The following is a 23,638-nucleotide window of genomic DNA, read 5'->3' as shown; positions in this document are numbered from 1 at the left end:
GGGTTAGAAACTGCTCTGGATCTTCAGGCCGCCGATCAGGGCGCCATCGACCTGCGACACCCCGCCCGGGTGGCGGATGTACTGCAGGTTGGGGCGTACCGTGAGCCAGTCGGCCAGATGAATGCCGTAGTACAGCTCGGCGCTGTACTCGGTGTCCTGCACGGGCAGGAAACCAGGGTTGTCATAGTCGTCGATGCCTGCGGCCTGGTTGGCCAGGCGGGCGTTCTTGCGGTAGGCGGGGTTGACGTGCACGCGGGCGAGGGCGAAACCGATGTCGTCCTTGGCGCGGGCGTCGAAGGGCCCTTTGTATACCAATCCTGCCTGCACATAGTTGTCGATGGCATTGGTCTTCTTGTCGTGCACCGTGGCGTTGGCGAACAAGCTCAGGCCACGCGACTGGTCGGATGCCAGCGAAGTGACCTGCTGCTGGGCGCCGATCCACAAGCCGTGCTTGCTCGAGCTGCTGCGGTAGGCGGCGCCGCTGAGGGCTGCCGGCTGGCCGTTGCTGTCCTTGAGAACATCTTGTGCCTTGGCATTACTGTAGTAGTAGCCGGCGCGATATTCCCCTTTCAGGCCTTGGATACGTGGGCTCCATACCAGTTCGATCGGCATGACCGCGCCCTGGGTGCCGCTGCCGCTGAGCTTGAAACCGTTGCCCGACTCGAGGTTGGAGGGGTTCTGTTCGAACACCCCGACCTGGGCGTACAGCTCGGGGTTGAGGTTGTAGCGCACGCGCAAGGCCCACTGGCTGACCGGCCAGTTGTACCAGATACCGCCTACCCAGTTGCCAACCTGCGAGCCGCAGAAAGCCAGGTTCTGGAAGTCGCAAGGGAAACTGTTGAAGTCCTCGCCCTCACCGAAGCGGCCGAATTTCACATCCAGCGCGCCATCGAAGTACTTCTGCTTGATCCACAGCTGCGTCAGCCGCCAGGTTTCGCCGCGGCCCCAGACTTCCTGTGCCGAAGTGAAGCCGCCGACGCGCGGGTCGTTGATGCGGTCGTTGCTGATGTTGTCGCCGTGGCGCTCGGTGATGGTCAGCTGCACCTCGGTGTCGTGCCAGCCGAGGATCTTGTCCAGGTCAAGGTGGCTGCCAAAGGTGAACTGGTCGCTGTAGCGCGCGGTGCGATCATGGTCGTAGCCGCCGCGCAGGTTGCTGCCCATCTCGCCGGTGTAGCCAAGGGTGAAGTCATAGCCTCGTTCCAGCAACTGGCTGCGGGTGCCGCCCCAGTCGCCGAGCATCCACGGGGAGTCGCTGGCGAACATTTCGCTGGCGCCGACGGGGGTTGCCAAGGCGCTGAGGGCAAGGCCGATGTAACAGGATTTGGGCAGTTGGAGCATGAGATAGCGCTATCTTCTGATTATGGAAAAAACGGTAAGCGCATCGAAGGGCAGGCCCTTCAATGGATATGACGACAAGAGGGTGAAGTGAAGCGTTTCAGCTTCCGGCGGGGAGGATATAGGGGAAGTTGTAAGAAAAAAAGACAAATTGTCGCAGTTGATTGTTGCTGAACTGGCAACAGTCGTGGCCGGGTGAACCCGCCACAGAGATCGCATAAGGGCTGACAGATGTTGGCCACAAGATCTTCAGCGCCTGCGAGATCGACCGCCGCGCGGGCGGCGCTCGATCTCACAGGCGCTGAAGAGGCTGTGACGGGCACTTGGCAACCCTGATGCCATTGCCAGAAAACATAGACTCTCCCACACCCGTCTTCGTCGCTTCTGTTTCAGAAGGTCGTACGCAACCCCACTTCCACACTGCGCCCCGGCGCCGGTGCGATATCGCGCAGAATCGAGCTGGCATAGCGCACAGTCTGGTCGGTCAGGTTTTCGCCGCGTACGAATGCCAGCCACTGGCTCTGGCCAACCTCGAAGCGGTAGCCAACGCTGGCCCCCAGCGTGGTGTAGCCATCGGTGCTGGTTTCGTTGGCCGGCTTGCGGTGCTGCGACGAAGCGTGCTGCACGTCTACCCGCGCCTGCCAGCGATCCAGTTCCCAGACCAGGCCGCTGTTCAGGCGCAGCGGGGCGATGCGTGGCAGTGGCTCGCCGCTGTCCAGGTTCTTGGCCCGGGTGTAATCACCAGACAACTCCAACGCAAAGCTGCCGTAACGGTTTTCGAGCAGTTGCCAGCGGTCCTGGGCTTCGATTCCGTAGAAGCGCGCCCGCACACCTTGGTACTGATATTCCGGGTAGCCGTCGTCATGATCGTGGTCATCTTCGTCATGATCGTGATCATGCCCGCCCTCACGCAGGTTGCCGGTGCCGATCAGGCCGATGTAGTTGCGAAAGTGGCTGTAGAACACCCCAACACTGCCCTTGTGGGTGCCGTTGTCGAAGCGCAGCGCCAGGTCAGCGGAAATGGCCTTTTCCTTGTTCAGGCTGGCATCGCCAACTTCATAAGCACCGGTGGCCACGTGGGCGCCGTTGGCATACAACTCGTAGAACGTTGGGGCGCGCTCGGTGTAGCCGAGGTTGGCCGCCAGCGACCAGACCGGGTCGAGCTGGTACACCGCGCCTGAAGACAGGCTGAAGGCGTTGAAGCTGCTGGCGCTGTCGGCGTCGACGAAGTTCTCGTTACCTTTGGCGTCCGGGTCTACGCGGGTGTGCTCCATACGCGCGCCCAGGCTGAGGTTCAGGCGTTCGGTGGCTTGCCACTGCTCCAGCATGAACAGCGCCAGGCTGTCGGTATCGGTTTGCGGGACGAAGGCTTCCTCGCCCAGGGCAGAGAATTCGTTGCGGCTGACCTGGGCACCGATCACCCCTTCAATCGGCCCGAGCGGCTGGTGGCGGGCTTCGATGCGGGCTTCGTAGCCCTTGTTCTTGAAGGTGGTATGGACCTCGCCTTCCTCGATTTCGCTGTGTTCGTAGTCGGTGTAGCCGGCATCTACCTTGACCGAGCTGAACGGGCCGTCGAGGTCGCGCAGCTCGGAGGCGAAGGCGTAGTGATCCTGCTTCATGTCCAGGCGCACGCCGGACTCGGCCACCGAGCCGTAGTTGCTGTCGTAGCGGCTGTACGACAGGCCGGCGTAGCCGTGGTCCCAGTGGTAGGCACCACCGATTGCCCCGCCGTCCTGGCGGCCGTCGCTGTTTTCCAGGCGGTGTTTGCTACCGGGCTCGTCGGCATCGCGCACTTTGGCGCTGCGTGCGTAGCCCGGGATGCGCAGGTCGTTGAACTGGCGGCTGTTGGCGTCCAGGTGCAGGGCGAAGGCGCCGTTGCCGGCCTCCAGCTTGCCGGCGCTGCTGCGGGTGGTGTCGGCGCCGCCGTAGCGCAGTTCACCGGCACCGTGGATGCCCTCGATCGGCGAGTCCGGGATGCGGTTGTCGAAGGTGTTGACCACGCCACCGATGGCATTGCCGCCATACAGCAAGGCGGCCGGGCCACGGACGATTTCGACACGGTCGACCGTCACCGGGTCCAGGGGTACGGCGTGGTCGTAGGACAGCGACGAGGCATCCAGGGCGCCGACGCCGTTGCGCAGAATGCGGATGCGGTCGCCGTCCAGGCCGCGAATGACCGGTCGGCTGGCGCCAGGGCCGAACCAGGTAGAGGCGACACCGGGCTGCTTGTTCAGGGTTTCACCAAGGCTGCCGTGCTGCTGTTGCAGCAGGTTGTCGCCTTCGAGCACGGTGCTGGGAGCCGCCAGTTGGCTGTTGCCCAGCGGGTTGGCGGTGATGACCTGGGGTTCGAGCTCTACGGCCTGGCTTGGCGATGAGGCCAGCCAGAGCGCAACGGCGAGAGGAGAGAGGCGAAGCGGTGAGTACAGCATGGGGATGGGGCGTTCCTTGGCAGAGGCTTTTATAGTGTTACAACATAACATAACTATTTCAGCACATAGGTTTTGCCCATGGCCAGCGATTTTTCTGTCGTCATGACTGATCCCACCCGCCACTACACTCGTGTAAGGTGCGCATCTTTCCTACGGAGTACAGCATGAGCACGGCCCAACACAACGCGCTGCACGGCAAGACCCTTGAACAGATCCTCACCGAGCTGGTGGCGCACTACCAATGGCAGGGCCTGGCCGAGCGCATAGACGTGCGCTGTTTCAAGAGCAACCCGACCATCAAGTCGAGCCTGACTTTTCTGCGCAAAACGCCATGGGCGCGGGAAAAGGTGGAGCAGCTGTACGTGAAACTGCAGCGCCAGGCCTGACATGCCACGCCGTCCCTGGTTGACCAGCATGGCCGTGCTGGGCTGGTTCGGCCTGGCCGTGCAGGTGTACTTGGTGCTGATAGCGCGATGGCAGGAGCAGGCCAGTCTTGTCGGCGGCCTGATCAATGTGTTCGGTTACTTCACCGTGCTGACCAACACCTTGGTGGCGACGGTACTTAGTTATGCGGCGTTTGGCCGGGAAGGTCGGGCCAAGCGTTTTTTCCTGTCGCCGCCGGTGAGCTCTGCGGTGGCCACCAGCATCGTCCTGGTGGCGCTTGCCTATAGCGTGTTGCTGCGCCATTTGTGGCAACCACAGGGTTGGCAATGGCTGGCTGACGAGTTGCTGCACGACGTCATGCCACTGCTGTACGCCTTGTACTGGTGGTGCGAGGTACCCAAGGGCAGGCTGCGCCTATGGCACCTGGCGCTGTGGGCGCTGTACCCGGCGGTGTACTTTGGCTATGCGTTGTGGCGGGGGAGTGAGATCGGCATGTATGCCTACCCGTTCATTGATGTGGCGAACTTGGGGTATGGGCAGGTGTTGCTCAATGCCATCGGGGTGCTGGCAGGCTTCTGGGGGATAGGGTTGGTGTTGCTGGGGCTGGACAAGTGGCGGGGTTTGAGCAGATTGGCTTAGCCTGCACAGGCCCTATCGCCGGCAAGCCAGCCCCCAACAGCCTTCTAGGGCTGTACGATTACTGTGAGGGCAGGCGTGCCGGCGATAGGCCTGGGACGGCACCCGGATCACTCGTCTTCCGCAGTCCCGTCGGCACGCCAGTAGGCTGCAGCCTTCAGCGCATCCTCAGGCACGCCCTTCTCCAGCAGCAGTGCCTTGGCCTGGCGGGTCAGGGCTTTTTCCAGCGCCACCCAGCCATACAACCGGCCTTGGGGCAAGGTCAGTTTCTTCACCAGTGCGAGCAGATCTTCCTGCTGCCTACGCACCCAGATCACTTCGACCTGCGCCATGCTCGGCAGTGGCTGGCGCTCCTGCTCGTCTTCGATCTGGATCACCGCCAGCACCTGGCGACCTGCCGGCAGTTCTTCCAGGCGCCGGCCAATCGCCGGAATGGCCGTTTCATCACCGATCAGCAGGTAGCTGTCGAAGATATCCGGCACCACCAGTGAAGCCCGCGGCCCCGCAATGTTCAGGGTTTGCCCGGGCGCGGCCTGCGCGGCCCATGTAGAAGCCGGGCCGTCGCCGTGCAACACGAAGTCGATGTCCAGTTCATTGGCCACCAGGTCGATGCGCCGTGGCGTGTATTCGCGCATGGTTGGCCGGGTGCCACCATCCTTGCCCAGGTTACGGGCTTCGATGGCCTGCTGCTGCTCCGGCGTCTCAGCGAACAACAGCTTGATGTGGTCGTCGCTGCCCAGGCTGGTGAAGCCTTGCAGTTCGGCGCCACCCAAGGTGACGCGGCGCATGCGCGGGGTCAGGTCGGTGACCCGCAGCACGTGCAGGCGACGCTGGCGGATCTCGTGGTTGACGCGGTGAATGGTGTCACTCATGGGCATTCTCCATGACAGGTTCTGCCGGCCCGGAGGCGATGGCCTTGGCGGTATGGTTGAGCAGGTCGCGAACCCGTTCGATTTCTTCAGGGGTCCAGCGGCCGCTGTGCATGTGCAGTGCGTGGCGCAGGTTGCCGACCGCTTCATGGATTTCTGGCGGGCGGTCGTGGCCGCGCAGGGCACGCTTGCTGACTTCGATGCGCATGCGCACGCCGTCCAGCGCCACGGCCTGCTCACCCAGGGCTCTGCGGCCAGCATCGGTGATGGCATACAGGCGCTTGCTGCCCTGCACCTGGCCGCTGATCAGTTCGGCTTCTTCAAGAAAATTCAACGTCGGGTAGATCACCCCGGGGCTGGGGCTGTAGCTGCCGTCGAACAGGTTTTCGATCTGGCGGATCAGGTCGTAGCCGTGGCCAGGCTGATCGGCGAGCAGGTCCAGCATCAGCAGCTTGAGGTCACCGGGCGCGAAAACGCGGGGGCCACGCTCGCCACGGCCGGGGCGCCGCTCGAAGGGATCATGGTGTGTGTGTTCGCGCATGGGGGATGGGGCTCCGTCTTTGCGATATATCGTAAGATATTACTCAAGATATATCTAAAGACTAGCCCTCAATTGCCGATGATTATCATCTAGTTATTCGATGTAACCCCTTTTGCCGTTGCCGGGGTAAGCGCCACTTCTGGCGGCTTGCACTCATTCGGGTTGCCCGGCTGCAAGTACGGCATCAGGATCGGCGCCATCCCCTTGAGCACCTGTACCGGTAGCGCCGAGGTGAATTTGAACGCTTCCGCCGAGCGCCCCGGGACGAACGCGGTCAGCGTGCCGAAGTGGTTGTCGCCGAGGAAGAACACGAACGTTGCGGTACGGTTGAGCGAACGCGAGCCGATCAGGCGCCCGCCAGCACCAAAGCTTTCGATGCGGTTGTCACCAGTACCGGTCTTGCCACCCATTACCAGAGGCGTGCCGTCCTGCAATTTGAAGCTGCCAGAAATACGCCGCGCGGTACCGGCATCGACCACTTGCGACATGGCCCCCTTGAGCGCCCGCGCCACTTCCACCGGCAGAATCCGTACGCCCCGGTCCGGGTCGGTGATGAGCTTGGTTTCGTAGGGGGTGTTGGCAGCAAAGTGCAGGGTATCGATACGCAGGGTCGGCAGGCGGACGCCGTCGTTCTGAATGATCCCGACCAGTTCGGAGAGGGCGGCGGGGCGGTCGCCGGAACTGCCGATGGCGGTAGCCAGCGAAGGCACCAGGTGGTCGAACGGGTAGCCTACTCGCTTCCAGCGCTGGTGGATGTCGAGGAACGCTTCGATCTCGACCATGGTGCGGATGCGGCTGTCACGGGCGCCCTGGTGGCGGCTCTTGAACAGCCAGCCATACACCTCCTGGCGCTCGAAACGGCTGGCGTTGACCATTTCGCTCAGGGTCGAACTCGGGTTCTTCAGCAGGTAGCCGAGCAGCCACAGGTCCAGCGGGTGGACCTTGGCGATGTAGCCCTGGTCGGGCAAGTCGTACTTGCCCGGACCGTAGGCCTCGTACATCTCCGACAGGCGGCCGTCGGTCAGTTTGCCCAGGGCAATCTTGTCACCCTTGATATGGGCACGGACGAAGGCATTGAAGGTTTCCTGGCCCGCCTCCGGGAACAGGTACCGGTGCACTGCCGCCAGCCGCTGCGGCGTCACGCGCATGCTGTCGAGGAAGGTATCCAGGCGTTGCTGGGAAGTTTTGCGCTGGTATTTCTTCCAGAAACGCATCAGGTAGTTGGTGCCTTCCTTGTCGGCGAATCGGGCCAGGTATTCCTGGCGGCGTGGGTCGGCGTCATCCTTCAGCAGCGGCACACGGTTGTACGGCTGCTGGTAGGTCACGTAGCGCACCAGGTCGCGCATCAGGCGGATGAACGGCAGGTTGATCGACTCACGCAAGGCGTCCTTGAGGGTCGGGTTGCGGCTGTTGTCTTCCTTGCGGAAGTTGTTGAACACGTGCATGCCGCCGCCCGTGAAGAACGCCTCGCCGGTGTTGGCCGAGTACTTGCGTTCCAGCGCGGCATCCAGCATGGCATCCAGGCTTTGGTTCTTGCTGTTCTGCGTCAGCCATTCCAGCGACCACTGGGTGATGCGGTCAAGCTCGGCGACCTCGACTTTCTTCAGTTCGGCGGCCGGCTTGCCGGCGTACTTGTCATGCAGTTCAGCGATGATCTCCAGGTAAGTGGTAAGTACCCGCAGCTTGGCGGTCGAGCCCAGTTCCAGCTTGCTGCCTTCGTTGATGTCGAAGGGCTGGTTGGTGCTGTCAGTCTGCACGCGCACCCGCGAGCCGTCGGCGGTGCGTTCGAACAGGGTGAAGCTGTAGCTCACCTGGTCGGTCGTCTTGGCGGTGAGCAGGCGTTCGCCGATCAGGCCGATCTGCGCTGCGAAGGCCGGATCTGCCAGGTTTTTCAGGTACTGGCTGACCTGCAATTGCAGGTCGGCCTGTAACGTACTGGTGGCCGACACGTCGAGTCGGTCCAGGTCGTACAGTGGGCGGTTGAGCATGGCTGCCAGGCGGTTTCGCGCCAGGCTGATGCCTTTGTTGGTGACGATCGGCACGATGGTCGGCTGTGCGACCCAGTCGCGGTACACCGCCTTGCTGGCCAGTGCGGCGTCGGCCAGCGGTTGCTCGATGACCTTGTTGGCGGCGAGCACGCGGATGTGCGCGTCGGTCAGTTCGGCCAGCTCGACCCGGCCCTTGGACAAGTAGTGTGAGGGGCGGCGTTGGGCAATCATCAGCGACAGCACCTGGCGCAGGGCCAGGCCGCGTGCGGCCATGCTTTGCGGGTCGCTGGCGGTGGAGGTCAGGGCCTGGTTGACCTGGTCGAAGTCGGCGCCGTACCACACCCGCAGGCCCTCGGCCATGCCATGCACTTCACCATGCCCAGGCACGGCCGACAGCGGCACGCTGTTGAGGTAGTCACGCACGATACGCTGGCGCGCCTCAGTGGTGTCGGGGCCGCCCTGATAGGCCCGCACGCTGGCAGAAATCATCTGGCGGATTTTCTCGGCGCCCGACACGGTCAGGCCGTCCGGTGAGTGGCGATACTTTTCCAGCTGCGTGGCCAGCGTGCTGCCGCCGGCTGACTGCCCGGGCAGCGCCAGGTACTTGGCTATCTGGCTGTAGGCGGCCTTGGCAAAGCGCGGCCAGTCCACGGCCGGGTTGTTGCGTGGGTCTTTGGTATCGAGCAGGTCGCGGTTCTCGATGAACAGCAGGCTGTTGACCATCACCGGCGGGATTGCCGCAAAGTCCGGGTACAGGTGCTGCGGGTAGTTGTACTGGTAAAGCATGTCGCCGCGGCAGTCGGTAATCGAGAGGCCGGCCTGGATTTTTTCGATATAGGGCGCGAACAGCCCATGATCGACGTAGTTCATCAACGCCGGCGAGAACTTCACCTGCTCGCTTATGAGGTAGTCGCGTTTAAGCAAGCGCGGCAGGAATTCGCCCAGGGCGCTGTAGCCCAGGCGCTTGTCGAAAGGCCCGTCCCCGGGGTAGACGATGGCATCGCTGGGGCCAGGTTGCAGCGAATAGGTCAGGGTGCCGGCCAGTTTGCTGAATTCGCGCGATTGCAGCTCCGAGGTGCGGAACTCGTCATAGGCAGCGAAGCCGACGGCCACCAGTGCGACCAGCAGGATAAGGAGGATCAGCCGCCACCACAGCCGACGTTGACGAGGGGACTTCGGTTGTGGCGTCTCGGCCGGAGGTATCTCGGGTGCTTCCGTTCTGCTTGGTTCCGATTGCCACAGTGCGCCCATAGTCTTCTATCCGGCCAGGTGTTTTCGTCTTGCTTGCCTGAAGCTTAGACGTTGAGCGGGTAGGGTGAAAAATTTGTCGGAAGTGAAGAAACGTGGTGTAGGGCTATGCGGCTTTGGTGTGGGTTCCTTCATGCGTGGATGTTGCTATGGTGCCGCGGGCCCGGAGAACTCGCTGATTATTCCTGTATATACAGCGAAAATCCCTGCAACGGTCTTCCTATACTGCTGGCCCCCTTCGCCTTGCCGAGCGCTCTAGCCCGGCACACGGGCCGGCCCACAAGGCAGGCCTGGCAAGCCAACGCCACGCCTATCGGCAGGGCCGCTGCTGCACGAAGGTCAATCCAATAACAAAATGAGGTTGTATTGCTATGCCAGTCGGCAACCACCCTGCCCACGGCCATGCCACTGAAGGCGGCCCGCTCAAGCGCGAACTGGGCGAACGGCACATTCGTCTGATGGCGCTGGGCGCCTGTATCGGTGTCGGTCTTTTCCTGGGTTCGGCCAAGGCCATTGAAATGGCCGGCCCTGCCATCATGCTGTCCTACATCATCGGCGGCCTGGCCATTCTGGTGATCATGCGCGCCCTTGGCGAAATGGCCGTGCACAACCCAGTCGCCGGCTCGTTCAGCCGTTATGCCCAGGACTACCTCGGCCCGCTGGCGGGTTTCCTCACCGGTTGGAACTACTGGTTCCTGTGGCTGGTTACCTGCGTTGCCGAAATCACTGCGGTGGCCATCTACATGGGCATCTGGTTCCCCGACGTACCACGCTGGATCTGGGCCTTGGCGGCGCTTGGCAGCATGGGGGCGGTCAACCTGGTGGCGGTGAAGGCCTTCGGTGAATTCGAGTTCTGGTTCGCCCTGATCAAGATCGTCACCATCATCGCCATGGTCCTCGGCGGCATCGGCATCATTGCTTTCGGCTTTGGCAATGACGGTGTGGCAGTGGGGATCTCCAACCTGTGGAGCAACGGCGGCTTCATGCCCAATGGCGTGACCGGGGTACTGATGTCGCTGCAGATGGTGATGTTCGCCTATCTGGGCGTGGAAATGATCGGCCTGACCGCAGGTGAAGCGCGCAACCCTCAAAAGACCATTCCGCAGGCAATCGGCTCGGTGTTCTGGCGCATCCTGCTGTTCTACGTGGGTGCGCTGTTCGTGATCCTGTCGATCTACCCGTGGAACGAAATCGGCAGCCAAGGCAGCCCGTTCGTCATGACATTCGAGCGCCTCGGCATCAAGACCGCTGCCGGCATCATCAACTTCGTGGTCATCACTGCGGCACTGTCGTCGTGCAACGGCGGTATCTTCAGCACCGGGCGCATGCTCTACAGCCTGGCGCAGAACGGCCAGGCGCCAGCGGCCTTCGCCCGTACCTCGAAGAACGGCGTCCCACGCAATGCGCTGCTGCTGTCGATCGGCGCGCTGCTGCTGGGCGTGCTGGCCAACTACCTGGTGCCCGAGAAGGTGTTCGTCTGGGTAACTTCGATCGCCACCTTCGGTGCGATCTGGACCTGGGTGATGATCCTGCTGGCGCAGTTGAAATTCCGTGCCAGCCTCACCGTTGCCGAGCGCAAGGGGCTGAAGTACCGCATGTGGCTGTGGCCGCTGAGCTCGTACCTGGCCCTGGCCTTCCTGGTGCTGGTGGTTGGCCTGATGGCCTACTTCGAGGATACCCGGGTGGCGCTGTATATCGGCCCGGCCTTCCTGGTGCTGTTGACGGTGCTGTATTACACCTTCCGCCTGGCGCCGAAAGAGGTGCAGGGAGTGGCCAGTAGCGCTTCCTGATGTGAAATAGCCGGGGCCGTTTCGCGGCCCCGGCGCCCTGTCAGGCCGCCACCTCACTGTGCGGCTCAAAGCTGTCCGCCCGCGCCAGTTGCCACATTCGTGAATAGAACTGGCCATTCACTTCGCCGGTCAGCAACTCACCCGGTTTCAAGAACACATGCATCTGCGAGAACAGCTTGATCTCGGTCGCCGAGATGCGCCGCACCAAGTGCTTGGCCTCCAGTTGTGCCGGGTGCTCCAGGCCCGCGGCGGCAAGCATTTCTGCCAGGGCCCGCAAGGTGTTGTGGTGGAAGTTCAACACCCGTTGTGCCTTGTCCGGCACCACCAGCGCACGCTGGCGCAACGGGTCTTGCGTGGCTACGCCGGTCGGGCACTTGTTGGTGTGGCAGCTCTGCGACTGGATACAGCCGATGGCGAACATGAAGCCGCGCGCCGAGTTGGCCCAGTCGGCACCAATGGCCAGCACGCTGGCGATGTCGAACGCGCTGACGATCTTGCCGCTGGCGCCCAGCTTGATCTTGTCCCGCAGGTTCAGCCCGACCAGGGTGTTGTGCACGAACAGCAGGCCTTCACGCAGCGGCACGCCGATATGGTCAGTGAACTCCACAGGCGCCGCACCGGTGCCGCCTTCCTTGCCATCGACGACGATGAAATCTGGCAGGATGCCGGTTTCCAGCATGGCCTTGGCGATGCCCATGAACTCCCACGGATGGCCCAGGCAGAACTTGAAGCCCACCGGCTTGCCGCCAGACAGCTCACGCAGCTGGGCAATGAACTGCATCATCTCGATGGGGGTGGAGAAGGCGCTGTGGCGTGATGGCGAGATGCAGTCTTCGCCCATCAGCACGCCACGGGTTTCGGCAATTTCCCGGGTGACCTTGTGTTTGGGCAGGATGCCGCCATGGCCGGGCTTGGCGCCCTGGCTCATCTTGATCTCGATCATGCGTACCTGCGGGGTGCGCGCCTGGGCGGCGAAGCGCTCGGGGTCGAAGCGCCCGTCTGGCGTGCGGCAACCGAAGTAGCCGCTGCCCAGTTCCCAGACCAGGTCACCACCGTGTTCGCGGTGGTACGGGCTGATGCTGCCCTCGCCGGTGTCATGGTGGAAATTGCCCAGCTTTGCGCCTTGGTTCAGCGCGCGGATGGCATTGGCGCTGAGCGAGCCGAAGCTCATTGCCGAGATATTGAAGATCGACGCTGAATACGGCTGGCTGCACTGTGGCCCGCCGACGACAATACGGAAGCTGGATGGGTCGGCCAGGGGCGCCGGGCGCATGGAGTGGCCGATGAACTCGAAGCCCGACTCGTACACGTCGATCAGGGTGCCGAACGGTTTGTCCGAGGCTTCGTTCTTGGCCCGGGCATACACCAGCGAGCGCTGCGCGCGGGAAAACGGCAGGGCGTCGCTGTCTGACTCCAGCAGGTACTGGCGGATTTCCGGGCGAATGGCCTCGACCAGGTAGCGGATGTTGCCCAGGATCGGGTAGTTGCGGCGTACCGCGTGGCGCTGCTGCACCAGGTCGAACAGGCCTATCAGGCTGAGGATTCCGGTGGTCAGGGTAAACGGCCATAGCCACTCGTGGTGGGTGAAGGGCAGGCTCGCCAGGGTGAACAGAACACAGGCGGCGAAGAAGGCGTAGCGGCTGAGAAGTGACAGGCTCATACGGGGTCCTTGCGATGGCGCGGTCAGGCTCAGGGCCTGGAGGCAAACCCCGACCATAGCCAAGTTGCCGGGCCCTGCAAATTAAAATCGGGGTAGCGAAAATCATTCTCGAGTCGAGCGCGATTTGCCTGGCCGGGGCGCATACCCAGCACGAACGGCTTTACCCGGGGCTGCGTAGCAGCTTCTGCCGCCAGCGCTCCTGCTCTGGTGCTGGTGCCTCGACCAGGTACGCGTAGCGCCCCGCCACCCGCACCGCCACCGGCACCCCATCGCGAAACAGCAGGCGATTGCCACTTACCGCCGGCACCTTCGCCCCCGGCAGCAACGACCCGATCAGGTTCAGCGGGTCACTGGCGCTCACCACCAGCAGCGTGCCGTCCACTTCCCGCCGCCGCACTTGCCGCAGCAAACCCACGGCTTCCGGCAAGGCGAACTGTTCACCGGCCAGCCCGGCAATGAAGCGCCCGCCCCGGATTTCGCCACGCGCCTCCAGCCGGTGATAGCAGCGCAGCAGTTCACGCCAAGGCGGCAGCACATCACTCTCGCGCTCCAGCAGCCGCCAGCAAACCACGCCATAACGCCGTAGCAGGGTGTGGGCGATGTGCTCAAGGCGCTGGCTGTCGTCCACAGTGCCAATGCGCAGCAATGCCCAGCGCCCGGCATGGGACATGCTGCTGGACAACGGCGCATGACCGCGTCGGCTGTTGCGTGACGCGCGCTTCGCCGCCGGGGTAATCAGGCTGCGCAAGCCAGTGAAACTGTCGGCGCCCACAAGGCCAGCACCGACCAGTTCCTGCAACGCTATTTCCAGTTCGCTGGGGAGCAGGTGTGCATCCTGTGTCAGTTCGTCAAAGAACAACGCGCCCTGTGTTCGCAGCACGTCGTGCACGCGTTGCGCACGCGGCCCCAGGCGTTCCAGGGAGGGTGCAGGCGCAAGGCTGCGCCACAGGCTCAGATGCTCACGCGCAAGCAGCACCAGCGGGGTGCTCGACAAGGTATTGCTCGACACGGTGGTGGCCAGCCGGCTCCAGGCGAACTGCCCACTGCGGCAGGCATCATCCAGCCACTGCGGGCTGTAGTCTTTGATACGCGCCGGCAGCAACTCGGCCTCCCAGGCCCCCGCCGCACTGGGGAAACCCTGCAACTGGCCCAGCACTTCGGTCACTGCTTGTGGCCCACGAAGGCGCTCTTCAGGCGCCAGGTGCTGCCAGTCGAACAGAAAGCGCATGAAGTCCTGCAGACTGACCGGTTCAATCTCGCGGCGCAGGCGCTTCACCGTGTAGCGGTGGATGCGCGCCAGCAAATGGCGCTCGCACCATTGCAGTTCGTCGGCACCAGGGCTGACATGCCCGCGCAGCACATAACCTTCGGCTTCCAGCAGGGCCAGGGCCTGTTCGATTTTTACTGCGGCCAGGCCCAACGGGGCCGCAATCTGGGCTTGGGTCTGCGGGCCGCAGCCACTCAGGCGGGCACGCAGCAGTTCGCTCAGGGCAGTATCGGGGTCGATGACCAGATCGAAGCCGGGGAGTAGTTCCAGCACCGGCTCCAGACGCGCTGCTGGGTAAAGTGCCAGCATCAGGTTCAGGCGCTCACGGGCCAACCAGAGTTTTTCATCGGCCAGGCGCATGGCCCGCCCGGCCTTGGCCAGTTGCCTTAGCAGCAGATCCCAGCCGGGGTTGGCCTCGACCTCTGCCTGGCTGATGGCGCCCAGGCCCATCAGGGCTTCGTGCATTTCGTCGGGGTTGCCCGGCTGCGGCCAGGCCTCGGCCGTGACGGCGGCGATGGCATCGACGTCCAGCGCGCCGAGGTCGTCGCCGCTTTGCACCTCGCTCCAGCGCCGGTTCAGCACCGCCTGGGTACGCCGCTCTTCCAGCGGCGCATCGTCGAGAAACGCATATGGCCGGGCGTTCAGAATCGCCGCAGCCAGTGGCGAAGGGGCGGGCAGGTCGCGGCACAGCAGGCGCACCGCACCGCTTTCCATGCGCCGCAACAGTGCCAGCCAGCCTTCGCTGTCCATCGCCTCGTGCAGGCAGTCGTCGAGGGTTTGCTCGACCAGTGGGTGATCGGGGATTTGCCGTTCGCCTACGATATTTTCCAGGCAGGCGATCTGGTCGGGAAACACGGCTGCTACCAGGTCTTCGCTCTTCATTCGCTGTATTTGTGGCGCCACCTTGCGTCCACCTACAAAGCGCGGCAGGGCCATGGCCACACCGGCGTTCCAGCGCCAGCGCACGCCAAACAGCGGCGCGTCCAGCACTGCCTGGATGAGGATTGGCTCGGCGCTGCGGCTGTTCAGGTAGCGCCATACTTCATCGAGCTCGAAGCTATGGCTGGTCGACAGCGACAACACGATGGCGTCCTCGCTGGCGGCCGCCTGCAACTCAAAGTTGAAGGTGCGGCAGAAGCGTTTGCGCAGGGCCAGGCCCCAGGCGCGGTTGATGCGGCTGCCATAGGGCGAATGGATGATCAGCTGGGTGCCACCGGATTCGTCGAAAAAACGCTCCATCACCAGCGTGTCCTGCGAGGGCAGGGCGCCGAGCACTTCGCGGGTGCGAGCCAGGTAGTCAAGTAACTGGGCGGCGCTGTCTTCGCCCAGTTCGAACGTGCCTTGCAACCACGCCAGCACCTCGGCGACGTCACCGCAGGCCTGCGTCAGCTGGCGGTCGATACAGGCTTGCAGCCGCGCCACGGCGGCCGACAGCTCATCACTGCGCCCCGGTGCTTCGCCCAGCCAGAATGGGATGGTGGGCGGCAGGCCATGGGCATCTTCCACGCGTACCCGGCCCGGCTCGACGCGCACGATGCGATACGAAGCATTGCCCAGCTGGAAGATATCGCCAGCGATGCTCTCCACTGCAAAGTCTTCGTTGACGCTGCCGATGTTCAACGCCTGCGGTTCCAGCAACACGCTGTAGTCGGCATTGTCGGGGATAGTGCCGCCGCTGGTCAGTGCGGTCAGCTGGCTGCCTCGGCGGCCACGCAGGGTGCCGCTCACCGCATCGCGGTGCAGGTAGGCACTGCGTACGCCCTGGCGGCCGTTGTAGCCCTCGGCCAGCATGCGCAGCAGCGCCTCGTAGTGGTGCAGGTCGAGTTCGGCGTAGGGGGTGGCTTGGCGCAGGCAGTCGAACAGGGCCTGCTCGTGCCACGCTTGGTTGCTGGCTTCGGCAACGATTTGCTGGGCCAGTACGTCCAGCGGTGCCCGGGGGATGTGCAGCTCCTCCAGTTCGCCCCGGCGCACGCAGTCGAGCAGCGCCACACATTCGATCAGGTCATCGCGTGAGGTGGGGAACAAGCGTCCCTTGGGTATGCCATCGACCTGGTGGCCCGCGCGACCCACTCTTTGCAGGAATGCGGCAATCGAGCCCGGAGAGGCGATCTGGCAAACCAGGTCGACGTCGCCGATGTCGATGCCCAGTTCCAGTGATGCGGTGGCCACCAGCACTTGCAGCTGGCCGCGCTTCAGTCGCTGCTCGGCATCCAGACGCAGCTCCTTGGACAGGCTGCCATGGTGCGCGGCCACTGCCGTTTGGCCCAGGCGGTCGCTGAGGTGTCGGGTTATGCGCTCAGCCAGGCGCCGGGTGTTGACGAATACCAAGGTGGTGCGATGTTCACGGGCCAGGGTGGCCAGGCGGTCGTAGACCAGGCCCCAGACATCGGTGGCCATCACTGCGCCCAAGGGTACCGGGGGTACTTCGATGGCCAGGTCGCGCTGGCGCGCATGGCCCACATCGACGATGGCGCAGGGGCGCCCGCTGCCGACCAGGAACTGCGCAACCCGCTCGACCGGGCGTTGCGTGGCGGACAGGCCGATACGCCGTAGCGGCCGGTCGCACAGTGCTTGCAGGCGCTCCAGGGTGAGCGCCAGGTGGCAGCCGCGCTTGTTGCCGGCCAAGGCATGGATTTCGTCGACGATCACGGTGTGTACGCTGCGCAGGCCTTCGCGGCCAGAGGCCGAGCCCATCAGTACATACAGCGATTCCGGGGTGGTCACCAGAATGTGCGGGGCCTGCTTGCGCATGGCGGCACGTTCTTTCTGCGGGGTGTCGCCGGTGCGCACGGCGGTGGTGATGCGTGGGGCGCTCAGGCCTTGGTCTGCGAAGGCCTGGCTGATGCCTTCGAGTGGGGCCTGCAGGTTCAGGCGGATGTCGTTGGACAGCGCCTTCAGCGGTGAAACGTAGATCACCTGGGTGCGCGCGGGTAGCTCGGCCTGCTGCTCCAGGCCTTGGCGGAACAGTTCGTCGAGCACCGCGAGGAACGCGCTGAGGGTTTTGCCCGAACCGGTTGGGGCGGCCAGCAGCATCGACTGGCCGGCATGGATCAACGGCCAGGCCTGGGCCTGGGCAGCGGTGACCGTGGCGAAGTGGCGGCGGAACCAAGTGCTTACGGCGGGGTGGAACAGCTCGAGCACCGGGTGGTGTTTGGCGGGCAGGTTCATGAGTTGGTTATGGAGGGGCGTGGTCCCTTTGGCAAGGGGCCGTTCGTCTGGCAGGCCCGCTAAAAGCCTGTGCTGGCGAAAGGTAAGGCACAGCAAACAGCGGTCTTGTCAGGGCAATGACCCCATGGGATCCTCCCCAGCCAATTTTTCACCGAGCCCAGCCCATGGCTAACACCATCCGCATCGCCGCCGCCCTGCTGATCGACCCGCAGGGCCGCACCCTGCTGGTACGCAAACGCGGCACCGAAGCCTTCATGCAGCCCGGCGGCAAGATCGATGCCGGCGAAACACCGGTCCAGGCACTTGTGCGCGAACTGCACGAGGAACTGGGCTTGCACATCGACCCGGCCCAGGCAGTGCACCTTGGCCAGTTCAGCGCCCCGGCCGCCAACGAACCGGGCTTTGAGGTACAAGCCGAACTGTTTCGTGTCGACAGCGCGGCTGCGGTAGTCCCGGCTGCGGAGATCGAAGAGGTGGTATGGCTGGCTGCCGACCAGGCGCCAGCGATGCAGCTGGCACCGCTGACCCGCGACCTTATCCTGCCGCTGTATCGCCAGGCAATCAGCGTACCGCGCTGACGCCGTCCAGGGTGGCGAACGAGGTGTCTTTGGCGGTCAGCAGGAAGTCGCGCATGTACGGCGCATCGAGCATGTCGGTGCGCACGGCAGCATAAAGCGTGGCGAACAGCCCTTTCTCCCCCAGGCGCTTGCCCTTCACATAGCCACGCGAGCTGTATTCGTGCAGCGCCCAGTGCGGCATGCCGCATACGCCCCGGCCGCTGGCCACCAGTTGCATCATCATTACCGTCAGTTCCGACGTGCGCACGGCGGCCGGCTCGATGTCGGCCGGCTCCAGGAACCGGGTGAAGATATCCAGGCGGTCACGCTCCACCGGGTAGGTGATCAGCGTCTGGTCAAGCAGGTCCTGCGGCACCACGTAGGGCTTGCTGGCCAACGGGTGCTGGTTGGCGACCGCCAGCATCGCCTCGTAAGTGAACAGCGGGACATACGTGATGCCAGCCAGGTCCAGCGGGTCGGAAGTCACCACCAGGTCCAGGTCGCCGCGGGCCAGTGCCGGCAGCGGGGCAAAGGCAAAGCCGGACGCCAGGTCCAACTCCACTTCTGGCCAGGCATCGCGGAACTGGTCGATGGTCGGCATCAGCCATTGGAAGCAACTGTGGCATTCGATGGCCATGTGCAGGCGCCCGGCAGTGCCGCCGGCCAGGCGCGCAATGTCGCGCTCGGCGCCGCGCAGCAGCGGCAGGGTGGCATCGGCCAGTTGCAGCAGGCGCAGCCCGGCGCTGGTAAAGCGGATCGGCTTGGTCTTGCGCACGAACAGCGGCAGGCCCAGGCGCTCTTCCAGCTCCTTGAACTGGTGCGACAGCGCCGACTGGGTCAGGTGCAGGCGCTCGGCGGCCTCCACCAGGCTGTCGGCCTCGCGCAGGGCATGAAGGGTTTTCAGGTGGCGGATCTCCAGCACGGCTGACTCCGGGGCTCAAATATGAGTAAACAGGGGATGAGTTGAGTTTCCCTCATGTTGGCGCTGCTGTCGACTGGACTATCGGCCGCACCGTCTGGCGGCAGTCATGAAAATGTCACCGAACTGTGGCAGCGCGCCCGAACAGAATTCATCAGACTCGCGCTCTACTGGGGATCTGCATTCTGGTGTTTCTTTCATGCGGGCTTTTTGGCTTTTTCTGTTCTTCCTGTTGAGTGTGCCGGCAAGTTTTGCCGAACAGCGCTGTGACGCCCATGTGCCGGTGCAGCGTGCCGAACTCGGTGCCGTCAGCCTGGTGTACCAGAGCGTCGGCGCGCCGCGCGACCCGGCCTTGCTGCTGGTGATGGGCCTGGGCGGGCAGCTTATCCATTGGCCGGACGATGTGGTCGAAGCGTTGTGCCAGCAAGGTTTTCGAGTGATCCGCTATGACAACCGCGATGTCGGCCTGTCGCGCTGGAACCAGATGCCGCCGTCGGCCAACCTCACGGTCGAGCTGCTGCGCTACAAGCTGGGCTTGCCCGTGGCAGCACCCTATACCCTGACCGATATGGCCGATGACGGCTTGCGCCTGATGGATGCATTGGGTGTGCGCCAGTTTCATGTGCTGGGCGTGAGCATGGGCGGCATGATTGCCCAGCACCTGGCGGCGATGGCGCCCGAGCGCGTGCGCAGCCTGACACTGGTCATGTCCAGCTCAGGGGCGGCGGGGTTGCCGGCTCCGGACCCGGCGCTGGTGCAGTTGCTGGCCCGGCGAAGCGCGCCGAACCGTGAGGTGGCTATCGAGCAACAGGCTGACCTGCTGGCGGCATTGGGCAGCCCCGAGGTGCGGGACGACCGCGCAGTGTTGTTGCAACAGGCGGCAGTGGCATACGACCGCGCATTCAATCCGGACGGGGCCAAGCGCCAGATCATGGCGATACTGGCCGAGCCAAGCCGCGTTGCGTTGCTCAATCAACTGCGGGTACCGACCCTGGTGGTGCACGGTACGGCCGACCCGTTGTTGCCGGTGATGCATGGCGTGCACCTGGCGGCGCATATCCAGGGCAGCCAGCTGCGCCTGATCCCGGGGCTGGCGCACCGCTTCCAGGAGCAGTTCAAGGCGCCGTTGCTGGGGGCCGTGTTGCCTTATTTGCAGGCGCACAGGCAAGAGGTCACGCACATCGCAGGGCTCTGAAGCCCGCGGCGATTTCGCTCAGTGCATCCGTACCCACACAGTCACCAGCACGATCGCTGCCATCAGCCACGCCACCGTGGCCAGCGCCAGCGACGCCTCGAGGCGCATGCGGTCGACCAGCACATACAGGGTCGCCAGGTACACGAAGTACGGAATGATCGACCACATGCCAAACAGGATGGTGGTCTTCAGGTCGGCGATGCTGCGCCCCTTGCCGACGATGTAGTGGGCGATCAGGGCGAAGGTGGGGAACAGCGGTACCAGCCCGGCGATGTAATAGTTGCGTGTCTTCGACAGCACTGCCAGCAGCACGACTACGCCAGCGCCAAGGGCGGCTTTGAATACCAGGTCCACGTTGTCTTTCCAGTTGGGGTTGAGGTCAGCCGAGGCCGTATTTTTTCACTTTGTCGAACAGCGTGGTCTTGGCCATGCCCAGCTCCTGGCTGGCCTGGCTCAGGTTGCCGCCGGTGCGTTGCAGGGCATCGCTGAGCAGGTTGCGCTCAAACGCTTCTACCGCTTCGGCAAAGCCCAGACCCTGGCTGGCGCTTCCGCTGGGGCCTTTCTTGAAGGCTGGCAGGCCGAGGGCATGGCGCTCGGCGACGTTGCGCAATTCACGCACGTTGCCTGGCCAGTCATGGGCCATCAGGCGTGAAAGGGTCTGGCTGTCCAGCGTCGGTGTTTCGCGGTCGAAGCGCAGGGCCGACTGCTGCAGGAAATGTTCGAACAGTTGCAGGATATCTTCGCGGCGCTCGCGCAGTGGCGGCAGCTCCAGGGTTACCACGTTCAGCCGGTAATACAGGTCGCTGCGGAACTGGCCGCTCTGGCCCATGCTGTCGAGGTCGGCTTTGGTCGCGGCGATGACCCGGCAGTCCACCGGGATGCTCTGGTTCGAGCCCAGGCGCTCCAGGGTGCGCTCCTGTAGCACGCGCAGCAGCTTGATCTGCAGGTTGATCGGCATGCTTTCCACTTCATCGAGGAACAGCGTGCCGCCATTGGCATGTTCGATCTTGCCGATGCGGCGCTTGCCGGCACCGGTGAAGGCATTGGCTTCGTGGCCGAAAATCTCGCTCTCGAACAGGTTTTCCGGCAGGCCACCGCAGTTCAGCGCCACGAATGGCTGCCCATGGCGGCGGCTGAAGTCGTGCAGGCAGCGGGCGACCAGTTCCTTGCCGGTGCCGGTCTCGCCTTCAATCAGTACGTTGGCCGAGGTGTCGGCGACGTTGGCGATCAGTTCGCGCAGGTGCTCCATGGCTGGCGAGCGGCCAATGATGCGCCCCTCCAGGCTGCTCTGTTCGGCGAGCTGACGGCGCAGGGCAAGCACCTCGCGTGACAGCCCGCGTTGTTCCAGAGCGCGGCGCACCACGTCGACCAGGCGCTCGGGGGAAAACGGCTTTTCCATGAAGTCGTAGGCGCCGTTGCGCATGGCGCCGACCGCCATGTCGATATCACCGTGGCCGGTAATCAGTACCACCGGCAGGCTCCGGTCGCGGGCCTTGAGGCGGTTCAGCAGCTCCAGCCCATCGATGCCCGGCAGGCGGATATCGCTCACGACAATCCCGGCGAAATCGTCGCCGATGCGCTCCAGTGCCTGTTCGGCGCTGCCCACGCCTTCGCAGGCGATGTCTTCCAGGGCCAACGCCTGTTGGCAGCCGAGCAGCACATGCGGGTCGTCTTCGACGATCAGGACAGTAAGAGGCGCTTGGTTCATGGTTGCTCTGCCGATTCGGTAGGGGGAGAAACCAGCGGCAGGGCCAGGACGAAGGCCGTGCCGCCAGTGGCGGGGTGCTCGACGTTGAGGCTGCCCTTGGCGGCGGCAGCGAGGCTCGCCGACAAGGTCAGGCCCAGGCCCAGGCCGTGTTCGCCCGGTTTGGTGGTGAAGAAAGGTTCGAACAAGTGCTTGCGTGCCTCGGCGTCGATACCGTGGCCATTGTCGCGTACTTGCAGACGGTACTTGTCACCCTGCAATTCGCCCTCGAGCCACAGCTCGGGCAGCGGTTGCGCGGCCATGGCGTCGAGGGCGTTGCCGATCAGGTTGACCAGAATCTGCTCCAGGCGGGTCTGGTCGATCGCCAGTTGCTGGTCGTCGAACTGCGGGTGCAACTGCAAATGGCAGGCGCTGATGCGGTTGGCCAGTACCTGCAACGTGGCTTCTACCGCCTTGGCCAGCGACGCCTGGCCGCTGTCGTCGCCGCGTCGGGCGAACGAGCGCAGGCTGGCGGTAATGCGGCCCATGCGGTCGATCAGGTCGTTCATCGTGCGCAGGTTGGTGCTGGCGGTTTCCAGTGCCCCGCGCTCGAGGAAGCGCACGGTATTGCCTGACAAGGTGCGCAGCGCGGCCAGAGGCTGGTTCAGCTCATGGGCAATGCTGGTGGACATCTGCCCGATAGCGGCCAGTTTGCCGGCCTGTACCAGTTCATCCTGGGCGTGGCGCAGGGTTTGCTCGGCATGCCGGCGCTCGCGAATCTGGCCTTTCAGGCGTTCGTTGCTGGCGCGCAGGTCAGCGGTGCGTTCGGTAATCCGCCGCTCCAGCTGGCTGTTGGCTTCTTCCAGCGCCTCGCGTGCCGCCAGCCGGGTGGCGATGACCTTGCGCCGCTCGTTCCAGGCGATGCCGAGGATAGCCAGCAGGGCGAAAGCCACCCCCACCAGAATGCCTTGCACCATGGACTCGCGGCGCAAATCCTGCAGCGGGGTCAGCAGGGTGAAGTGCCACGGTGTATCGGCCAGCCGCCGCGTCTGTGCCAGGTAGGCAACTTCATGGGGTTTGCCCTGGGCCGTTTCGCTGTTGGCCGGGAAGGTCAGTTTTTCCACGCCATCGGCCAGGGTTTCCCGGCCCAGAGGCTGCAGCTCGTTCAGTGGCCACCAGTAGTATTGCAGGCTGCGCGCCAGGCGCTCCTTGATTTGCGGGGTCAACGGGCGCACCGACTTCAGGCGCCGGGCCGGGTCGCTGGAAAGAATGATGATGCCATTCTCGTCACTGACGAACGCCTCCAGGCGCGCACGCTGCCAGCGCTCTTCAAGCGTGTCCAGGCGCACCTTGATCACTGCCACGCCAATGATCTTGCCGTGTTCTTCCAGGCCATGGGCAAGGTAGTAGCCGGCTTCGCCAGTGGTGCTGCCAATGCCGTAGAAACGCCCGGGTTCACCGCGCACGGCCGTCTGGAAGTACGCGCGGAACGACAGGTCCTCACCCAGGAACGAATCGGCATCGCGCCAGTTGCTGGTGGCCTGGACCCGGCCATTGGTATCGAGGACGAAGATGGCCCGGCTGCGGCTGCGCCGGTTCAGGCCCTCAAGGTATTCGTTGACCGTCTGGCGCGAGCCGCCGTCCGGGTCGGTAAGCAGGTGCGAGACGCTGTCTTCCAGCTCCAGCAGGCTCGGCAGGTAGGTGTACTTGCTGATCTCGCTTTCCACCGTGCGCGCGTGCAGCTCCAGCTGGCGTTCGCCGTTTTCGCTGAGGGTGCGGATGCCGTTGTTTTCGCTGATCAGGTAGCCAGCCACCCCAAGACCGACCATCAGCAGGATGACCAGTGGTGGCAATAGCAATTGGCGGAGCAGGCGGGATTTCACGGCAGGCTTGGCAGGGAGAAGAAGCGAAGGGTCGCATTTCATCACAGTGGCCTTGTCACGACCAGCGCCTGCTGCCCGAAGGGCA

16 protein-coding genes are annotated in these 23,638 nt (G+C 63.9%); 5 read left to right on the top strand and 11 right to left on the bottom strand.

Annotation, left to right across the window (positions count from 1 at the left end):
* Positions 1-3: 3 nt before the first annotated feature.
* Together E8E68_RS14445 and E8E68_RS14440 are read right to left on the bottom strand one after the other, a co-directional pair.
* Positions 4-1,338, bottom strand: a complete 1,335-nt coding sequence (locus E8E68_RS14445; RefSeq protein WP_266028794.1) for a carbohydrate porin — start codon at positions 1,336-1,338, stop codon at positions 4-6.
* A gap of 386 nt (positions 1,339-1,724) precedes the next feature.
* Entirely contained in the window at positions 1,725-3,764 is a 2,040-nt protein-coding gene (locus tag E8E68_RS14440; protein ID WP_280342407.1) for a TonB-dependent receptor, read from the bottom strand.
* A 164-nt stretch (positions 3,765-3,928) separates the two neighbouring features.
* Between E8E68_RS14440 and E8E68_RS14435 the strand changes: the two genes are divergently transcribed.
* Entirely contained in the window at positions 3,929-4,150 is a 222-nt protein-coding gene (locus tag E8E68_RS14435; RefSeq protein WP_003252112.1) for a VF530 family protein, read from the top strand.
* Between the two features lies 1 nt (position 4,151).
* Positions 4,152-4,787 (top strand): Pr6Pr family membrane protein, encoded by a 636-nt coding sequence (locus E8E68_RS14430; protein ID WP_110742744.1) that lies wholly within the window; start codon positions 4,152-4,154, stop codon positions 4,785-4,787.
* Positions 4,788-4,894: 107 nt separating this feature from the next.
* Here E8E68_RS14430 and E8E68_RS14425 read toward each other — a convergent pair whose 3' ends face one another.
* From E8E68_RS14425 to E8E68_RS14415, 3 genes are all read right to left on the bottom strand, one after another.
* Positions 4,895-5,656, bottom strand: coding sequence for a siderophore-interacting protein (locus tag E8E68_RS14425; protein ID WP_266028792.1), 762 nt, complete (start codon positions 5,654-5,656; stop codon positions 4,895-4,897).
* On the bottom strand, positions 5,649-6,194 hold the full coding sequence (locus E8E68_RS14420; RefSeq protein ID WP_280342400.1) for a PadR family transcriptional regulator: 546 nt from the start codon (positions 6,192-6,194) through the stop codon (positions 5,649-5,651). The genes E8E68_RS14425 and E8E68_RS14420 overlap by 8 nt, the downstream gene beginning before the upstream one ends.
* Positions 6,195-6,283: 89 nt before the next feature.
* Positions 6,284-9,433, bottom strand: coding sequence for a transglycosylase domain-containing protein (locus tag E8E68_RS14415; protein ID WP_266028790.1), 3,150 nt, complete (start codon positions 9,431-9,433; stop codon positions 6,284-6,286).
* 368 nt (positions 9,434-9,801) lie between these two features.
* Here E8E68_RS14415 and E8E68_RS14410 point away from each other — a divergent pair, with 368 nt between their 5' ends.
* Positions 9,802-11,220 carry an amino acid permease gene (locus E8E68_RS14410; RefSeq protein ID WP_110742752.1) on the top strand — a complete coding sequence of 473 codons (1,419 nt, stop codon included), beginning with the start codon at positions 9,802-9,804 and terminating at the stop codon, positions 11,218-11,220.
* Positions 11,221-11,260: 40 nt separating this feature from the next.
* Here E8E68_RS14410 and E8E68_RS14405 read toward each other — a convergent pair whose 3' ends face one another.
* Together E8E68_RS14405 and E8E68_RS14400 are read right to left on the bottom strand one after the other, a co-directional pair.
* Complete coding sequence (locus E8E68_RS14405) at positions 11,261-12,880, bottom strand: FMN-binding glutamate synthase family protein (RefSeq protein ID WP_280342395.1); 1,620 nt, start codon at positions 12,878-12,880, stop codon at positions 11,261-11,263.
* A gap of 160 nt (positions 12,881-13,040) precedes the next feature.
* On the bottom strand, positions 13,041-17,315 hold the full coding sequence (locus E8E68_RS14400) for a DEAD/DEAH box helicase (RefSeq protein WP_280342392.1): 4,275 nt from the start codon (positions 17,313-17,315) through the stop codon (positions 13,041-13,043).
* Positions 17,316-17,479: 164 nt separating this feature from the next.
* Between E8E68_RS14400 and E8E68_RS14395 the strand changes: the two genes are divergently transcribed.
* On the top strand, positions 17,480-17,893 hold the full coding sequence (locus tag E8E68_RS14395; protein ID WP_280342390.1) for an NUDIX domain-containing protein: 414 nt from the start codon (positions 17,480-17,482) through the stop codon (positions 17,891-17,893).
* Here the strand turns inward: E8E68_RS14395 and metR are convergent.
* A complete protein-coding gene (metR, locus tag E8E68_RS14390; RefSeq protein WP_110742758.1) occupies positions 17,877-18,794 on the bottom strand; it encodes a transcriptional regulator MetR in 918 nt (305 codons plus the stop codon). The two genes, E8E68_RS14395 and metR, sit on opposite strands and share 17 nt — an antisense overlap.
* Positions 18,795-18,990: 196 nt before the next feature.
* On the opposite strand from metR, the gene E8E68_RS14385 reads away from it, so the two are divergent.
* Positions 18,991-19,986, top strand: coding sequence for an alpha/beta hydrolase (locus tag E8E68_RS14385; RefSeq protein ID WP_280342387.1), 996 nt, complete (start codon positions 18,991-18,993; stop codon positions 19,984-19,986).
* An 18-nt stretch (positions 19,987-20,004) separates the two neighbouring features.
* On the opposite strand, the gene E8E68_RS14380 is transcribed toward E8E68_RS14385, so the two are convergent.
* The 3 genes from E8E68_RS14380 to E8E68_RS14370 are packed head-to-tail and all read right to left on the bottom strand — an operon-like array spanning position 20,005 to position 23,595.
* A complete protein-coding gene (locus E8E68_RS14380; RefSeq protein ID WP_280342384.1) occupies positions 20,005-20,340 on the bottom strand; it encodes a GlpM family protein in 336 nt (111 codons plus the stop codon).
* Between the two features lie 25 nt (positions 20,341-20,365).
* Complete coding sequence (locus tag E8E68_RS14375; protein ID WP_266028785.1) at positions 20,366-21,694, bottom strand: sigma-54 dependent transcriptional regulator; 1,329 nt, start codon at positions 21,692-21,694, stop codon at positions 20,366-20,368.
* Positions 21,691-23,595 carry an ATP-binding protein gene (locus E8E68_RS14370; protein ID WP_266028784.1) on the bottom strand — a complete coding sequence of 635 codons (1,905 nt, stop codon included), beginning with the start codon at positions 23,593-23,595 and terminating at the stop codon, positions 21,691-21,693. Before E8E68_RS14370 ends, E8E68_RS14375 begins: the two co-directional genes overlap by 4 nt.
* Positions 23,596-23,638: the final 43 nt, after the last annotated feature.

Origin of the sequence: Pseudomonas sp. BN607 (assembly GCF_029871175.1) — a bacterium.
Lineage (GTDB): Bacteria > Pseudomonadota > Gammaproteobacteria > Pseudomonadales > Pseudomonadaceae > Aquipseudomonas.
This window is presented reverse-complemented; position numbering and strand designations above follow the sequence as displayed.

What these genes read in the sequence shown, in the direction of transcription:
- E8E68_RS14400 (WP_280342392.1), bottom strand. Translation starts at nt 17,315, where the DNA reads ATGAACCTGCCCGCCAAACACCACCCGGTGCTCGAGCTGTTCCACCCC.
- E8E68_RS14430 (WP_110742744.1), top strand. Translation starts at nt 4,152, where the DNA reads ATGCCACGCCGTCCCTGGTTGACCAGCATGGCCGTGCTGGGCTGGTTC.
- E8E68_RS14425 (WP_266028792.1), bottom strand. Translation starts at nt 5,656, where the DNA reads ATGAGTGACACCATTCACCGCGTCAACCACGAGATCCGCCAGCGTCGC.
- E8E68_RS14420 (WP_280342400.1), bottom strand. Translation starts at nt 6,194, where the DNA reads ATGCGCGAACACACACACCATGATCCCTTCGAGCGGCGCCCCGGCCGT.
- E8E68_RS14395 (WP_280342390.1), top strand. Translation starts at nt 17,480, where the DNA reads ATGGCTAACACCATCCGCATCGCCGCCGCCCTGCTGATCGACCCGCAG.
- E8E68_RS14405 (WP_280342395.1), bottom strand. Translation starts at nt 12,880, where the DNA reads ATGAGCCTGTCACTTCTCAGCCGCTACGCCTTCTTCGCCGCCTGTGTT.
- E8E68_RS14445 (WP_266028794.1), bottom strand. Translation starts at nt 1,338, where the DNA reads ATGCTCCAACTGCCCAAATCCTGTTACATCGGCCTTGCCCTCAGCGCC.
- E8E68_RS14370 (WP_266028784.1), bottom strand. Translation starts at nt 23,595, where the DNA reads ATGAAATGCGACCCTTCGCTTCTTCTCCCTGCCAAGCCTGCCGTGAAA.
- E8E68_RS14435 (WP_003252112.1), top strand. Translation starts at nt 3,929, where the DNA reads ATGAGCACGGCCCAACACAACGCGCTGCACGGCAAGACCCTTGAACAG.
- E8E68_RS14410 (WP_110742752.1), top strand. Translation starts at nt 9,802, where the DNA reads ATGCCAGTCGGCAACCACCCTGCCCACGGCCATGCCACTGAAGGCGGC.
- E8E68_RS14415 (WP_266028790.1), bottom strand. Translation starts at nt 9,433, where the DNA reads ATGGGCGCACTGTGGCAATCGGAACCAAGCAGAACGGAAGCACCCGAG.
- E8E68_RS14375 (WP_266028785.1), bottom strand. Translation starts at nt 21,694, where the DNA reads ATGAACCAAGCGCCTCTTACTGTCCTGATCGTCGAAGACGACCCGCAT.
- E8E68_RS14440 (WP_280342407.1), bottom strand. Translation starts at nt 3,764, where the DNA reads ATGCTGTACTCACCGCTTCGCCTCTCTCCTCTCGCCGTTGCGCTCTGG.
- E8E68_RS14385 (WP_280342387.1), top strand. Translation starts at nt 18,991, where the DNA reads ATGCGGGCTTTTTGGCTTTTTCTGTTCTTCCTGTTGAGTGTGCCGGCA.